The following is a 14556-nucleotide window of genomic DNA, read 5'->3' on the forward strand; positions in this document are numbered from 1 at the left end:
AACGTTTATATTAATGGAAATCATTATGAAAAAGATGGCTCTAGCAGCTGCATTAGCAGTTAGCTTCTCAGGTGCTGCATTTGCAGCTGAAACTACAGCAGCAGCGGGTACTGGTTCAGGTACTGGTACAGCAGCTGGCGCGGGTGCATCTGCAGCAGCAGCTGGCACAGCAACAACAGTTGCAGTAGCGACAGCAGCAGTAGCGGCAGCAGCAGCTGTAGCGGTTGCTTCTAACGAAAGCGGTGCAACAACGACAACAACGACTCGATAATTTTTGAGTAGGCGTTTAAAACCATTTTATGTGAAAGCATAAAGTGGTTTTTTTATATCTAATTGATTAATTTTCCATATTGGACATCAGCAACCAGATTGCTAGGAAGCAGAACTCGTCATGCTTAAACCTCTAATCATATCTCTTGGTCTTTTTCTTGCTGGTTGTTCTCAGCAGTTTCAAGACGTTAACTCTACTTTTGATGAAGCCTTTTTTGGAAGCTCCGATGTTGAGCTATCCAAGGAATACATTCAAACGTTACCTTATTCCAGCATTTATGCCGAAGTGAATGACCAAGGTAAGATCTTCATGGTCTTAGCGTACGTCGGTGAAAACCCGCAAACGGGCGCAAAGCAGTTAAAGTGGATGTCTTCTGACAAAGCGATGATCGTCACTGAAAATGGACGTGTCGTACAAACGCTATTGCTTCCTTACGAAAACCTCTCTGGTTTGGCATTCCAGCCGTTGAATGCATTCTCTTCTGCAAACAGCTCGTCGCCAGACTCTGCTTATGCGTTTGATGTGTCAGCTAACCCCGGTGCCCAAAAGTGGCAAGCGGTTTACGACTGGCAACCCAACTATCGATTTGGCTACAAAGCTAACATCACCCGAACGTATGTGGGAAATGACACGGTTGAAACTCCGTTAGCGTCTATCGATACCAAGAAATTCCAAGAAAAAATTCAATTCCCAATATTAGAACAAGAGATCACCAACGAATATTGGGTCGACAGCGAAGGCAAAGTGGTAAAAACCATACAGTATTTAGGCCCTGATATGACAAGGCTTGAGTTAACCGTCCTTAAGCATTATCAAAGCAATTAACGAACAGGGTAATGAACTAAAATGATGAATTATATGAGTCATACATCAAAAATGACGGGACGTCGGTTGCCATTGGTGAGAACTTTATTAACGATGAGAGCTCTGTTGACGTTGAGCGCGCTGTTCTCTCTGTGCACTGTTAGCTACGCTTCTACGGCATCTAACGTTGTTACGCCTCCGATTAAAACAACAATCGAACTGCCTCTTCAAGGTGTAACGCTTGAGTATAAAGCTAACGTTCGACTGCTTCAGGTATTAGACGACGCTAACGCTAGCTTTAATGCGAATACTAGCTCTAACGAAAATGCTAGCGGCAGTATTGGTTACTTCCCCCTTTCAGCTCAACTGTTTGATAAAAACAATACTCAAGCTAATGAATCTAATAAAGCTAACAAAACTATCGAAGCCAAAAAGCGCAATGTATTTAGCCAACTTGATGCTTTCTCGGTAGAAGAACCAGAAGCAAACTTAGTGCGCCAACAATTAGCCTCTTTCCAGTACCTCAATCGAGTTTTTATTGAATTAGACCGCAATGCGGTTATCTCGCAATCAGGTAAGAACTCGTTACTTGTTTCAAGTTCTCATACCAACAAGTCGTCAGACGGTCAAACTCAAGCCTTTTCTCTGTACTTACCACAACGACCAACTTCCATTCAGTTGATGGGTGCAATGAAAGAGTCGGTAACAATGAATCTGATTGAGCATGGAACGTTGAATGATTACCTAGATGCATTACCGAACGGTTTTGTTGGTGAATCAGCAGATAAAAGCGTGGCATATGTTGTTCAGCCAGATGGCGTGGTACAAACCATCCAATATGCATACTGGAACGAACAGTCGGTTTACCTAGCACCAGGTGCCATCGTATTTATGGCGTTTTACTCTTTGCCATCGGAATATTCAACGTTGAATCAAGATATCGTCGATTTGCTACGTCATAAGGTTGGCTTGTAATGCTGAAACAGAAATCACTCCCTCTATCGGCAGTGTGCACATCGATTACTTGTGGATTGTTAATAACCAACAGTGCTTCTGTTTTTGCAGAAGCAGCAATTGATTCTTCTTCAATTCGAGCAGAGAAATCATCATTCGATGACACTGAATACAAAACGTCGCAAATGAACTTTGGTGGTGTTGGCTTAATGCAAATGCCAACAGGTAGAATGGCACCAGAAGGTGAATTTAACTTTAGCGCTTCGTTTAACAATGATTACTACTTTTATAATGTTAGTTTGCAGGTGATGCCTTGGCTAGAAACTACCATTCGTTATACACAGGTACAGGACCTACTTTATAGTGGGCCTGAAGATCAAGATTGTTCTCAAAATTCATTCAGTGGCTGTACTAAATACACTGATAAAGGTATCGACTTTAAACTGCGTTTAATCGAAGAAGGGTACTATTTACCGGAAGTCTCGGTAGGTGTGCGTGATTTTGGTGGTACAGGCTTGTTTGATGGCGAATTTGTTGCGGCAACCAAGCGTTTTGGCCCTGTTGATTTTACCTTGGGCATGGCTTGGGGGTATATGGGCACCAGCGGCAATTTCACCAACCCATTGTGCAAAGCTAGCGACAAGTACTGTGAACGTCCATCTGATTTTAAAGGCAATGGTGGCAGTGTCGATTTTGAGCGTTGGTTTAAAGGCGATGCGGCAATCTACGGTGGCTTTGAATATCAAACCCCATACAAGCCTTTAACCTTGAAGCTTGAATACGATGGCAACGATTATTCTCAAGATTTCCCTGTTGTTAGTGGATATGACATGACACAACACACGCCATGGAACGTGGGTGCTGTGTATCGTTTCACTGATTGGGGCTCAGCGAAAGTGAGCTATGAGCGAGGCGATACTTTAACCCTTGGTTTTGATCTCTCGACTAACTTCAATGAAATGTATTCTGTGTGGCGAGATACTGAAACCGCAGAATTGCGCCCAAGCGGTGTCGAGACGGTTGACGATATTGATATGGCTGCCCTCGCGGAAGAGCTTGAAACGATCGCTGGCTATGAACAAGCGCAAATCTTGGTCGACGATAACAACATTGTAGTAAAGGGTACTCAGGTTAAATACCGAGACAGAGATACCGCCCTCGAGCGCGGTGCGACCGTGATTGCCAACGCGGTACCAAGTTACATCGACACCTACAAAATCATTGAAAACGATAAGTCATTGGAACTCACCGAGACAACGGTAGATGCCCAAGCGTTCAAAGCGGCGGCTAATAACAGTTATCTCAATGCTCAAACCAGTGATGCAACCGATACTCACGAGTTAGAGCGTAAGAAATCCGTTATTTATCATGATGGGCGTGAGCGATTCGATGTGTCGATTTCACCAAACCTAGCGCAATCGTTCGGTTCGGCTGAAAACTTCTATTTATACAGTTTGGGTTTATACACCAACGCTTCGTTCTGGGCGTTAAACAATGTTGAACTGTCGGGCTCTTTGTACGTTAACTTAGTCGATAACTACGACAAGTTTAACTATACCGTCCCATCAGACGGCACTGACCAAACGCCAAGAGTAAGAACCTTATTCCGCTCTTACGTTGACGATCCGGTTCGCTTAGATCGCTTACAACTGACGTGGTTTGAAGACTACGGCAGCGGTGTCTACACCCAAGCTTACGGGGGGTACCTTGAAAGCATGTTTGCGGGTGTGGGTGGCGAAATCCTGTATCGACCATTCAACCAAAACTGGGCCATTGGTGCAGACATGACTGCAATAAGCCAGCGCGATCCTGAAAGTTGGTTCGGCACATTTGATCAAGAGATTCAAGTTAACCCAGATGACAGTAGCCGAACGTACAAAGTGATCGATAAGGGCACGACGGGCTTCATCACCGGTTACTACACCCCACAATGGGACTTCTTGAGCGATACCTTGCTTAAAGTAGGTGTGGGTAAATTCCTTGCGGGTGATATAGGTACTCGTGTCGACTTCTCTAAGCAGTTCAAGAGCGGCGTGATTGCCGGTGCGTTTGTCAGCTTAACCGACATGACAACCGAAGAATACGGTGAAGGCAGCTACACCAAAGGCTTCTACGTATCGATTCCGTTTGATTTAGTCACAGTGAAGCCAAGCTCAAGCCGCGCTGGTTTTACTTGGTTACCGATTACTCGTGACGGCGGTCAAGTGCTGAATAAGCAATACAACTTGTTCGATCAAACCGATGCTCGCTCACCTTGGTTCCAAAGACCGAGTAGTGTGAAATAACTAATCGTTGGTCTATTGAGAATTTAAGAGAAAATCCAACTGTACAAGTGAATTTTCTCTTTTTCTCATGGAAGTTGTCGAGATGATAGAAATTTGACTTTGATGAGGCATATTGAAGGTCATTGAGCGAAAAAACGTCGTTTTCTTTAAATAACGCTTTACAAGCAGGCTCAGATCACCAAGAATGGCGTCGCTCTGTTCTCAGGGTTATTAAATGAAACATCCAGTTGTAAAGTAGAACCCTTAGTATTGCTTCATTGTTATTCTCAGTGTTTCCCTTAGCTTCATAGATACATTAAATAATTCAAGCTTTCAGCGCATCGCACTTTTGGCGATTAATTTTTTATTTTTATATAAGGGACACATCATGTCTAACAAAGTAAACGGCGTAGTAAAATGGTTTAACGAAGAGAAAGGCTTCGGTTTCCTAACTCAAGACAACGGCGGCGCTGACGTATTCGTACACTTCCGTGCAATCGCTTCTGAAGGTTTCAAGACTCTTAAAGAAGGCCAACAAGTGTCTTTCGAAGTAGAGCAAGGCCAAAAAGGTCTTCAAGCTGCAAACGTTGTAGCTCTATAAGATTTTAAGTCGGCGCAGGTTGCAACAGCAACTTGCGTCACTTTCTCTCTCAAATTTGTTTCCCCCCTCAGTTTTACCGCAACACTCTTCTCCATTAGCAATACCCTCTCTAAGTATTCAAAAATCCTGTTTTACGTCCGTTATCTCGTTCTAACTATCGTTGTATCTGTTCTTTGCTCTAACTCAACCTTCTACGTAACAACCAGTCACTTGCTCATCCTGATTACTATTACTGTATCCATAAAAAAAAGCCCCTAAAATTAGGAGCTCATTTTGATCTAATCAACACTGATTAAGCTGATTATTCTTTATCGTGTACAGCTTACAGACTGTTATTCAATGTTTTGGATCTGCTCACGCATCTGTTCGATAAGAACCTTAAGCTCTACGCCTGATGCTGTGATGTCTGTGCTGATAGACTTAGACGCTAGCGTGTTTGACTCACGGTTGAACTCTTGCATCATGAAGTCTAGCTTACGGCCACAAGCGCCACCTTTCTTCAGTACTGCATTTGCTTCTTTCACGTGAGAATCTAGACGGTCTAGCTCTTCTGCTACGTCTGACTTCTGCGCAAGTAGGATAAGCTCTTGCTCAACACGAGAACCTTCAAGTTCGATTTTCGCATCTTCAAATTTGGTAAGAAGACGCTCACGTTGCCACTCTAGGATCTCAGGCATGCGTGCACGAACTTTCACTACTTCTTCAGTGATTGCATCTAAGCGCTGTACGATTAGCGCCTTCATGTTCTCACCTTCACGAGCACGAGCATCAATGAACTCTGCGATAGCATCGTTGAATGCTTCAAGTAGGTCTTTGTTGATGGCATCCATGTCTTGCTCTGGCGTTTCCATCACACCAGGCCAGTTCATGACTTGGAATGGGTTCAAACGGCTCTCTTCGCCAGTCATCGTCATTACTTGGTTCGCCGCATTGATTACTTGCTGAGCCAAACCTTCGTTAATGCTTAGTTCTCCCTTTGCAGCAGGGTTTGCTTCAAAGCGTAGGTTACATTCAACCTTACCGCGTGCAAGACGCTTACGGAAACGCTCACGCAAGATTGGCTCTAAACCACGGAACTGTTCAGGCATACGGAAGTAAGTTTCTAGGTAGCGTTGGTTTACACTACGGATTTCCCATACTGCTGTGCCCCAATCGCCTTTTACTTCTTTGCGTGCGTACGCGGTCATACTATAAATCATCGAATTTTCCTGTCTTTTATCATTCTGAAAATAACGCGCACGCATAGTATCACGATATGGTGTGCTCTCGAAGCCTGTCGCTTTTCACTGTAAATAGCCTTTCGTGATAAATAGCTTTGAACGGTAAATAGATTTGCACGATAAACTGCTATATAATCTTGCCCCAATCAAAACTGTCTCACCCCTTTCTTAGGTGATGCACTCTTTCGATAGTAAATCACTTCAGACTGTTAATAAGGTAGATACCAATGCGTCCAAATGACCGCGCTGTAGATCAAATTCGTCCAATTAAAATTACTCGTAACTACACAGCTTATGCTGAAGGTTCTGTATTAGTTGAGTTCGGCAACACTAAAGTTCTATGTAATGCGACGGTAGAAGAAAACGTACCGCGTTGGTTAAAAGGCCAAGGAAAGGGTTGGGTAACGGCTGAATACGGCATGCTGCCACGTGCAACGCACACTCGTAACCGTCGTGAAGCGGCGAGCGGCAAGCAAGGTGGTCGTACGATGGAAATCCAACGTCTGATCGCTCGTAGCCTACGTGCTGTTGTTGACCTGAAAGTAATGGGTGAAATTATGATCACTGTCGATTGTGATGTTATCCAAGCAGACGGCGGTACTCGTACTGCTTCTATCTCAGGTGCAAGCGTTGCAATGGCTGATGCTATCAACAGCCTACTAGCAAGCGGCAAACTGAAAAAGAACCCAATGAAAGGCCACGTAGCGGCAGTTTCAGTGGGCATCGTTGGTGCACAAGCACTGTGTGACCTTGAGTACGTTGAAGACTCAGCAGCCGATACCGACATGAACGTTGTAATGACGGAAGACGGTAAGATGATTGAGATTCAAGGTACCGCAGAAGGCGAACCGTTCAGCCACGAAGAGTTGATGCAGCTTTTAGCCCTGGCGAATAAGGGCATTGCTGATATTGTTGAAGCGCAGAAAGCTGCGTTGGCCGACTAGTCATTTTTAATAGCTCCCAATTTGGGGGCTATTTTTTTGTCTGTAAAACCTGAAAGGGTGGTACAGGGCGTAAGTTAAGTTTTATTGAGTAAACATAGAGGATGAGCATGAAAGCATATCAACGTGAATTTATTGAATTTGCACTAGAGAAAGAAGTACTTAAGTTTGGTGAGTTTACTTTAAAGTCTGGCCGCAAGAGCCCTTACTTCTTCAATGCTGGATTGTTTAATACAGGTCGTGACCTAGCGCGCTTAGGTCGCTTCTACGCAGCAGCATTGGCTGATTCTGGCATTGAGTTTGATGTACTATTTGGTCCTGCATACAAAGGTATCCCAATTGCAACGACGACAGCGGTTGCACTAGCGGATCACCACGATGTAGACACGCCCTACTGCTTCAACCGCAAAGAAGCGAAAAACCACGGTGAAGGTGGCAACCTTGTCGGTAGCGCGCTTGAAGGTCGCATCATGTTAGTGGACGACGTGATCACTGCAGGTACTGCGATTCGTGAGTCGATGGAAATCATCCAAGCAAATGGCGCTGATTTAGCGGGCGTGCTTGTTGCTATCGACCGTCAAGAGAAGGGCAAAGGCGAACTGTCTGCGATTCAAGAAGTTGAGCGTGACTTCGGTTGTGCGATTATCTCAATCGTTAGCCTGACTGACTTGGTGACTTTCCTTGAAGAGAAAGGCACAGACGCAGCACATCTAGAGTCAGTAAAAGCGTACCGCGCTCAATACGGCATCTAATACTACTCGTAATTAGACTATAGAATGCACAAGGGGCTGATGATTCATCAGCCCCTTTTCTTTTGGTTCAGTATTCATTATTTATAACGAATGCCGCGCTCCACTTCTGGGTCTTCCATGGTCTTAAAGCGCTTGTGCAGCCACATCCACTGTTCTGGTGCTCTTAAGATAATCTTCTCAAGGTAGCGGTTCATGTAGGCGGCAGCCGCTTTCTCATCTTTCTGTGGATAGTCATCTTCGATCGATTCATCGGCCATGATCTCATACTTGCCATCGGCATTTCTAAAACCAGAACCCGGAACAAGTGCGCATCGGCTCGTATAAGCCAGAATACTAGTGCCTGTTGTAGTACATGCATCTTCTACAGCGAAGAAAGGCACAAACACAGACTTGTTACGACCGTAATCATGATCCGGTAGGTAGAAAAGGATCTCACCCTGACGCAGGATTCGAATCATACGCTTCACGTCTTTACGGTGAATCAGGCGGTTGCCGTTTTGAGTACGACCACGGTATTGAATGAATTCATAAGCCGGATTGTTGTGCGGGCGATAAACACCTAAACCTGAAATACCGAGAACAGCCATTGCTCGCGCAGTGATCTCTAGGTTTAAGGCATGCACACAGCATAGAAGAACACCTTTACCGTTAGCTTTGTGCGTACGCAGTGTTTGGGTGTCTTTATCTACTAGGATGCGCTTGAAGCGCCACGTAGGCCAAAACCAGGTAATGCCGGTTTCGATGAGTGCCATACCTGTGTTCTTAAAGTTCTCACTGACCATTGCCGCGACTTCATCTGCTGGCTTGTCTGGGAAGGCGAGCTCCAAGTTACGTGTTGCTACCGCGACGCGCTTTTTACCATAGCGAGCACCCAAAGAGCCTAACGATCGGCCTAACAGCAGTAAGAGGCGATAAGGGAGAACGTTAACAATAAGCGCCAATAACCCAAAACCAAACCATACACCCCAATATTTAGGGTGAAGTAGAGCTAGAGTAAAAGGCGGCTTAGTAATCACGTGTTGTGCTGTGCCGTTTGCTGAAGAAGTTTTCGTCGTCATAACCATCACTTAAGATTTGATTGCCACTTAATTTGATTGCTACTTAATCTGAGCGCTTAGCAGTGCCCAATAAGCATCAAAGTTTTCTGTTGGTTGATATTTGAAGTCTGAGCGAACAAATCGATTCAAGCTGCCTTCAACTTGACCGAGCAGTTGAGCGGCTAAGATTTTCTCATCAACCGGGAATGATTTCCCTTCACGAAGCTTTCTTTCACGCAGGATCTGGCGAAGTTGCGTCTCAATGCGTTCGAAAAGTTGGTTGATGCGATCACGCAGGCGTTCATTTTCAAACATTAGAGCATGACCAGATAAAATTCGAGTCAGGCCTGGGTTACGTTCTGAGAAAACTAAGATAAGTTGTAGTACTAGGCGTATGCGCTCTAGCGTGTCTTTCTCTTCATCCAGAATACGGTTGATTCGAGACATCAACGCTTCTTCAATGAACTCGATCAGGCCTTCAAACATGCGGGCTTTGCTTGGGAAGTGGCGGTATAACGCAGCTTCAGAAACACCCACTTGCTTGGCCAACTTTACCGTTGTGATACGAGAAGCACCTTCGGTCGATTCCAACATTTGTGCGAGAGCTTGTAGGATTTCTTCACGACGGTTTGATTTTCGAGTACCAGCCATCTATTTACTTCCTTTCCTAAAGATGAGGATTGAGTGAAGAAGGATTATAAACACCATTCAATTCTGTTTCCTAGTTTTGTAAGCCCTAGGTCAACAGAATCGAGAGGTGTCAGCAGATTATCAGAGCAAATTTGTGCGTTTATACATTAATAAGCTGTTGGATCTGATCGAGGATCTGGAAACCAAGTGTGTCTTTGCTTTCCAGTGGCAGAGATTTATCGCCGCCTTTCCAATAAAGGTGCAGCTCATTGCTACTGCTATTGAAGCCTTGGCCTTCAACTGAGACGTCGTTGGCGCAGATCATATCGAGGTTCTTTCTTTCCAGTTTACCGCGTGCGTACTTCTCAACATCTTGAGTTTCTGCTGCGAAGCCGACAGTAAATGGGCGACCTTCGGTCATTGAAGCGACAGAAGCGACAATATCTGGGTTTTTAACCATTTGAATGGTCATGTCGTCTTTACCGTCGACCTTTTTAAGCTTTTGGTCTGCAATGGTCTCAGGGCGGTAATCGGCAACTGCGGCGCAGCTGATGAAAATATCGTGTTGAGAAGCGTTAGCAGTAACGGCATCAAACATCTGTTGTGCGCTGTCGACATCAATACGATTAACTTTATTTGGCGTTGCTAATGAAACAGGGCCGCTGATTAGAGTCACTGTTGCGCCTTGTTTCGCGGCTGCTTTAGCCAGTGCATAGCCCATCTTGCCCGAGCTGTGGTTGGTAATGTAACGCACCGGGTCAATCGCTTCACGAGTCGGGCCTGCAGTAATAAGCACAGAACGGCCAGCAAGTGGCTTAGGTTGGAAGAAGTCTTCACAGCGATGCACGAGCTGCATTGGCTCTAACATACGACCCATACCGACATCACCACACGCTTGCTCGCCAGCCGCTGGCCCCCAAACTTCACAACCACGACGTTTTAGTGTCGCAATGTTCTCTTGAGTCGCAGGGTGGCTGTACATTTGTTGGTTCATTGCCGGAGATACCGCAACTGGCGCATCGGTTGCTAAAACCAAAGTGGTCAGTAGGTCGTTACCCATGCCCGCTGTCATACGAGCAATCAGGTCTGCGGTTGCTGGCGCTAGTAATACCAAGTCAGCCCACTTTGCGAGCTCGATGTGCCCCATGGAAGCCTCAGCAGCAGGATCAAGCAAACTATCAGACACTGGCCTTCCAGAGACGGCTTGCATGGTGAGAGGAGTGATGAACTCCTTGGCTGCATTTGTCATCACGACTTGTACTTGCGCCCCACGCTCAATTAAGCGTCGAGTCAGTTCGGCACATTTATACGCAGCGATACCACCACTAATGCCAAGTAGGATTTTTTTCCCAGCTAGGCCTTGTAGGTCAGCGTTATCCAGTTGATTAACCAATGTTTGCATGATTCTGTTCCTTAATTTCTCTGGGACTTACGATATCAGAACAAAGGATTAGTGCCTAGAAGCAGAACTCGAACAGAGTTGACGCTCATCAAGTTGGTGTTATCAAACTTATCAATTACACGATTTTGTTAGTGTCTCGTTTCCTTTGATCTCTATCGAAGGATCTCTGATTACGATCTCATTAAGGTGATGGGTTGTGTTCATGACCAATGATTGTCTTTATATGCCAATAGATAAAATACCTGCCGAATCGATGCCGAGAGAAAAGTTGTTAAATAGAGGGCCTGATTCTTTGAGTGATGCTGAACTGCTCGCGATATTCCTGCGAACAGGGACACAAGGAATGAACGTCTTGGAACTCGCTGACAAGTTGATCAAAGACTTTGGCTCACTCCGTCATCTTTTTTCAGCAACACAGGAAGAGTTTTGTGCTCATAAAGGGATGGGGCAGGCCAAGTATGTTCAATTGCAGGCTGTATTAGAGATGACGCAGCGTTATCTAGCAGAGACTTTATCTCGTGGAGATGCGCTTACGAGCCCTAGCCATACTAAGCTTTATCTTTCGAGCATGTTGCGTGATCGCCAGCGAGAAGCCTTCTATATATTGTTCCTCGATAACCAAAATAGGGTAATAAAGGACGAGGTGATGTTTGAAGGAACCATCGATGCCGCATCGGTTTACCCGCGGGAAGTGGTTAAACGGTCACTTCATCACAATGCGGCGGCATTAATCTTGGCTCATAACCATCCTTCGGGTGTTGCGGAACCCAGCCAAGCGGATAGGCGGATTACACGCCGATTAACCGATGCATTAGCGCTGGTGGACATACGAATACTCGACCATTTTGTGGTTGGAGATGGCGAAGTTGTCTCTTTTGCAGAGCGTGGATGGATTTGAATCACATTTTAGGTTGTTAGTTGCGTTAAATCTGCTATTATTCCGGCCACATTTTTAGACCTAAAATCAGCTCTGATTACTCAAGCAAGCTGCGCTGCACAAAAAAAGATCACGAAATCCGTAAAAAGGATCTGTTCGGGTCTTGAGCAATGCGTGTCAAGTTAGTATAATGCGCGACCTTTGATAGCCTTGTATGGATTTTCCATAACGGTTTTTACCTTCTATTTTAATTGATAGAGAGGTTCGGCCACCAAGGTTGATATCGAGCTGAAACGATTGGAGAAGACATTCATGTCCCGAGTATGCCAAGTAACTGGTAAGCGTCCAGTAACGGGTAACAACCGTTCACACGCACGCAATGCTACTAAGCGCCGTTTTCTGCCGAACCTACAAACTCATCGTTTCTGGGTAGAGAGCGAAAAACGTTTTGTTAAACTACGTCTAACTGCTAAAGGCATGCGTATCATTGATAAGAAAGGCATCGATGCTGTTCTTGTTGATATCCGTGCACGTGGCGAAAACGTTTAAGAGGAATTAAGCAATGGCTAAAGGCATTCGTGAGAAAATTCGTCTAGTATCTTCTGCAGGTACTGGTCACTTCTACACAACTGATAAGAACAAGCGTAACATGCCAGGCAAATTTGAGATCAAAAAGTTTGATCCAGTAGTTCGCCAACACGTTATGTACAAAGAAGCTAAAATCAAGTAATTGATGCTTTTTTTGCTCTTCTTCAGTAGAAGAAAGAATTGAAAAACCCAGTTTAATCGCTGGGTTTTTTTATATCTACAATTTGAGGAACTCAATTATTCTTGCTTGATATAGCCTCTGATAGATAGAAATCTGTACAACATAGAAAGTATTGCCACTTTCACGATATACTGAATGTTCAATAGGTTAGATGAGCAGAATCAGATGAGATATCGTGGACGCCGGTGGAACAACATACTCATGTTCAGTGTGATCGCTTTTATTGGCGTGTTAAACCTTCCAACATTGATCAAAGCGTACCTTATCGAACCTGAGCCTCAGGTTGAGAGCCCTTATCCTTATCTCCTGAACCCAACAGCAAAGCTTCAAGCGTTACACTTTGCTAAGTGGTCTGTCATTCAACAAGATAATCAATGGGTTTACCAGTTCGAAGATACTGACTTTCCTCAAGCCACCAATGCACAAGAGCTGTCACAACGTTGGAAAGAGCTTGTGGGCACGGAAGTCGACTCACAGACCTACACAGACCTTACGCCTCGGTTAAATACACCACACACCATCGAAGTATGGTATCAAGACCAAGAAGAGCCCCAGCGTATTACCTATTATCAATTGCCTGAGTTCTGGTTGTTAAAAAACTGGAATGATCAGTGGTTGGCGGTGTCTATTGAAGAGAGCTACCTGTTTCCAAGCTTTAACGCTAACCACTCCTCTAAATCGGACGACTAACTATGCCTGAATTACCCGAAGTCGAAGTAAGCAGAATGGGGATCTCGCCTCATTTAGTCGGTGAGACCATTAAAACCCTTACTTTTCGCACGCCTAAATTGCGTTGGGATATCCCTCAAGAACTTAAGCGATTAGAAGGGCAGGTGATTCGCTCTATTTCACGCCGAGCTAAGTACCTATTGATAGAAACTGATACCGGAACAGCCATTGTTCACCTTGGGATGTCTGGCTCACTGCGCGTGTTAGATGCTGACTTCCCAGCAGCAAAGCACGATCACGTGGATCTTAAGCTCACTAATGGAAAAGTACTACGCTACAACGATCCACGTCGTTTTGGCGCTTGGCTGTGGTCTGCTCCCGACGAAACACACCCTGTGTTACTCGGTTCTGGTCCTGAGCCGTTAACGGACGACTTTAACGCTGATTACATCGCTGAGAAAGCAGAAAAGCGTAAAGTTGCCGTCAAACAGTTCATTATGGACAACAAAGTGGTGGTCGGCGTGGGAAATATTTACGCCAATGAAGCACTATTTTCTTCACGAATTCATCCACTTCGCCCTGCTAACAAGATAACTCAAGCAGAGTGGACCTTGTTAACTGAAGAAATCAAACAAGTGCTCGCCACCGCGATTAAACAAGGTGGCACCACTTTAAAAGATTTCGCACAAGCGGATGGCAAGCCGGGGTATTTTGCTCAAGAGCTACAAGTGTATGGGAAAGCCGGTGAAAAGTGTCCAAGCTGCGAAGCATTGATTCAAGAGCTAAAAATCGGACAGCGCAATACGTTTTATTGCGAAGAGTGCCAAGTATAGAAAATCTGAACTCGTGTTTGGCAGCGAAATTCATTGCGTTGTTCAAGGTGATGGAACACCTAAGCGTACTTTTATGGGTTTTAACTTATTTATCTTCACTTCTTGACGGTTTCGGAAACTTGGGTTCGTCATGGTAGCTAGGTGCAAATTGATGGATTACATCGAAGTATTAAAGAGAGGAGGATGTTTTTGTTTTCGCCCTAAACCACCTACTTCAGCAGGTGGTTATCATTCAGTTAGGCTTTGCCTGTAGTTCTACCCATGTTAAATGCTCCCTTGATTTTTAGCGAAGTCAAAGAGGATAAATAACATGAATAGATACAATCAAGCTCCCCACGTATTTTGGATATGTCAATATCACATAGTGTGGACGCCAAAATACAGATTTAGGATCTTGAAGAACAATGTAGGCAAAGAAGTTTATCGGTGTATGAATGTTTACTGTAATCAACTTGGATGTGAAGTTGTTGAGCTGAACGTCCAGGTTGACCATATGCACTTAGCCGTAAAGGTGTATCCGCCCCATGAACCC

General features: G+C 44.8%; 17 protein-coding genes. 13 read left to right on the top strand and 4 right to left on the bottom strand.

Features of this window, described 5'->3' with window-relative positions; translation table 11 throughout:
* The first annotated feature begins 25 nt into the window (after positions 1–25).
* The 5 genes from AB4558_RS03890 to AB4558_RS03910 all read left to right on the top strand — a co-directional run bounded on the left by AB4558_RS03890 (position 26) and on the right by AB4558_RS03910 (position 4894).
* Positions 26–271, top strand: coding sequence for a hypothetical protein (locus AB4558_RS03890; RefSeq protein ID WP_016784037.1), 246 nt, complete (start codon positions 26–28; stop codon positions 269–271).
* Between the two features lie 120 nt (positions 272–391).
* Positions 392–1096, top strand: coding sequence for a YjbF family lipoprotein (locus tag AB4558_RS03895; RefSeq protein WP_372158106.1), 705 nt, complete (start codon positions 392–394; stop codon positions 1094–1096).
* Positions 1097–1117: 21 nt separating this feature from the next.
* Positions 1118–2050, top strand: a complete 933-nt coding sequence (locus AB4558_RS03900; RefSeq protein ID WP_372158109.1) for a capsule biosynthesis GfcC family protein — start codon at positions 1118–1120, stop codon at positions 2048–2050.
* A complete protein-coding gene (locus AB4558_RS03905; protein ID WP_372158112.1) occupies positions 2050–4314 on the top strand; it encodes a YjbH domain-containing protein in 2265 nt (754 codons plus the stop codon). Before AB4558_RS03900 ends, AB4558_RS03905 begins: the two co-directional genes overlap by 1 nt.
* Before the next feature lie 367 nt (positions 4315–4681).
* On the top strand, positions 4682–4894 hold the full coding sequence (locus AB4558_RS03910; protein ID WP_017071067.1) for a cold-shock protein: 213 nt from the start codon (positions 4682–4684) through the stop codon (positions 4892–4894).
* A gap of 332 nt (positions 4895–5226) precedes the next feature.
* On the opposite strand, the gene AB4558_RS03915 is transcribed toward AB4558_RS03910, so the two are convergent.
* On the bottom strand, positions 5227–6093 hold the full coding sequence (locus AB4558_RS03915) for a YicC/YloC family endoribonuclease (RefSeq protein WP_048618554.1): 867 nt from the start codon (positions 6091–6093) through the stop codon (positions 5227–5229).
* 248 nt (positions 6094–6341) lie between these two features.
* Between AB4558_RS03915 and rph the strand changes: the two genes are divergently transcribed.
* Positions 6342–7058, top strand: a complete 717-nt coding sequence (rph, locus tag AB4558_RS03920) for a ribonuclease PH (RefSeq protein ID WP_009847983.1) — start codon at positions 6342–6344, stop codon at positions 7056–7058.
* Positions 7059–7165: 107 nt separating this feature from the next.
* Positions 7166–7807 (top strand): orotate phosphoribosyltransferase, encoded by a 642-nt coding sequence (pyrE, locus tag AB4558_RS03925; protein ID WP_017059267.1) that lies wholly within the window; start codon positions 7166–7168, stop codon positions 7805–7807.
* A 77-nt stretch (positions 7808–7884) separates the two neighbouring features.
* On the opposite strand, the gene lpxL is transcribed toward pyrE, so the two are convergent.
* The 3 genes from lpxL to coaBC all read right to left on the bottom strand — a co-directional run bounded on the left by lpxL (position 7885) and on the right by coaBC (position 10876).
* A complete protein-coding gene (lpxL, locus tag AB4558_RS03930; RefSeq protein ID WP_017063085.1) occupies positions 7885–8865 on the bottom strand; it encodes an LpxL/LpxP family Kdo(2)-lipid IV(A) lauroyl/palmitoleoyl acyltransferase in 981 nt (326 codons plus the stop codon).
* A gap of 39 nt (positions 8866–8904) precedes the next feature.
* Positions 8905–9495 carry a nucleoid occlusion factor SlmA gene (gene slmA / locus AB4558_RS03935; protein WP_004741428.1) on the bottom strand — a complete coding sequence of 197 codons (591 nt, stop codon included), beginning with the start codon at positions 9493–9495 and terminating at the stop codon, positions 8905–8907.
* A 139-nt stretch (positions 9496–9634) separates the two neighbouring features.
* The gene (coaBC, locus tag AB4558_RS03940) at positions 9635–10876 is read right to left on the bottom strand and encodes a bifunctional phosphopantothenoylcysteine decarboxylase/phosphopantothenate--cysteine ligase CoaBC (RefSeq protein WP_372149076.1); all 1242 of its coding nucleotides are present in this window, start codon (positions 10874–10876) and stop codon (positions 9635–9637) included.
* A 223-nt stretch (positions 10877–11099) separates the two neighbouring features.
* Between coaBC and radC the strand changes: the two genes are divergently transcribed.
* From radC to tnpA, 6 genes are all read left to right on the top strand, one after another.
* Positions 11100–11774 (top strand): DNA repair protein RadC, encoded by a 675-nt coding sequence (gene radC, locus AB4558_RS03945; RefSeq protein WP_029236389.1) that lies wholly within the window; start codon positions 11100–11102, stop codon positions 11772–11774.
* Between the two features lie 291 nt (positions 11775–12065).
* The gene (gene rpmB / locus AB4558_RS03950; RefSeq protein ID WP_004728407.1) at positions 12066–12302 is read left to right on the top strand and encodes a 50S ribosomal protein L28; all 237 of its coding nucleotides are present in this window, start codon (positions 12066–12068) and stop codon (positions 12300–12302) included.
* 13 nt (positions 12303–12315) lie between these two features.
* Positions 12316–12483 carry a 50S ribosomal protein L33 gene (gene rpmG / locus AB4558_RS03955; RefSeq protein ID WP_002535344.1) on the top strand — a complete coding sequence of 56 codons (168 nt, stop codon included), beginning with the start codon at positions 12316–12318 and terminating at the stop codon, positions 12481–12483.
* A gap of 204 nt (positions 12484–12687) precedes the next feature.
* Positions 12688–13212, top strand: coding sequence for a hypothetical protein (locus tag AB4558_RS03960; RefSeq protein WP_372158117.1), 525 nt, complete (start codon positions 12688–12690; stop codon positions 13210–13212).
* Between the two features lie 2 nt (positions 13213–13214).
* Entirely contained in the window at positions 13215–14024 is an 810-nt protein-coding gene (mutM, locus tag AB4558_RS03965; protein ID WP_372158120.1) for a bifunctional DNA-formamidopyrimidine glycosylase/DNA-(apurinic or apyrimidinic site) lyase, read from the top strand.
* Between the two features lie 310 nt (positions 14025–14334).
* A partial coding sequence (tnpA, locus tag AB4558_RS03970) for an IS200/IS605 family transposase (RefSeq protein WP_372074998.1) occupies positions 14335–14556 on the top strand: 222 nt, incomplete at its 3' end.

It is taken from the genome of Vibrio sp. 10N.222.51.C5, assembly GCF_041474575.1.
GTDB classification, from domain to species: domain Bacteria; phylum Pseudomonadota; class Gammaproteobacteria; order Enterobacterales; family Vibrionaceae; genus Vibrio; species Vibrio crassostreae_C.

Coding starts and splice junctions, on each gene's coding strand:
- AB4558_RS03890 (WP_016784037.1), top strand. CDS start 26: ATGAAAAAGATGGCTCTAGCAGCTGCATTAGCAGTTAGCTTCTCAGGT.
- AB4558_RS03895 (WP_372158106.1), top strand. CDS start 392: ATGCTTAAACCTCTAATCATATCTCTTGGTCTTTTTCTTGCTGGTTGT.
- AB4558_RS03900 (WP_372158109.1), top strand. CDS start 1,118: ATGATGAATTATATGAGTCATACATCAAAAATGACGGGACGTCGGTTG.
- AB4558_RS03905 (WP_372158112.1), top strand. CDS start 2,050: ATGCTGAAACAGAAATCACTCCCTCTATCGGCAGTGTGCACATCGATT.
- AB4558_RS03910 (WP_017071067.1), top strand. CDS start 4,682: ATGTCTAACAAAGTAAACGGCGTAGTAAAATGGTTTAACGAAGAGAAA.
- AB4558_RS03915 (WP_048618554.1), bottom strand. CDS start 6,093: ATGATTTATAGTATGACCGCGTACGCACGCAAAGAAGTAAAAGGCGAT.
- rph (WP_009847983.1), top strand. CDS start 6,342: ATGCGTCCAAATGACCGCGCTGTAGATCAAATTCGTCCAATTAAAATT.
- pyrE (WP_017059267.1), top strand. CDS start 7,166: ATGAAAGCATATCAACGTGAATTTATTGAATTTGCACTAGAGAAAGAA.
- lpxL (WP_017063085.1), bottom strand. CDS start 8,865: ATGACGACGAAAACTTCTTCAGCAAACGGCACAGCACAACACGTGATT.
- slmA (WP_004741428.1), bottom strand. CDS start 9,495: ATGGCTGGTACTCGAAAATCAAACCGTCGTGAAGAAATCCTACAAGCT.
- coaBC (WP_372149076.1), bottom strand. CDS start 10,876: ATGCAAACATTGGTTAATCAACTGGATAACGCTGACCTACAAGGCCTA.
- radC (WP_029236389.1), top strand. CDS start 11,100: ATGCCAATAGATAAAATACCTGCCGAATCGATGCCGAGAGAAAAGTTG.
- rpmB (WP_004728407.1), top strand. CDS start 12,066: ATGTCCCGAGTATGCCAAGTAACTGGTAAGCGTCCAGTAACGGGTAAC.
- rpmG (WP_002535344.1), top strand. CDS start 12,316: ATGGCTAAAGGCATTCGTGAGAAAATTCGTCTAGTATCTTCTGCAGGT.
- AB4558_RS03960 (WP_372158117.1), top strand. CDS start 12,688: ATGAGATATCGTGGACGCCGGTGGAACAACATACTCATGTTCAGTGTG.
- mutM (WP_372158120.1), top strand. CDS start 13,215: ATGCCTGAATTACCCGAAGTCGAAGTAAGCAGAATGGGGATCTCGCCT.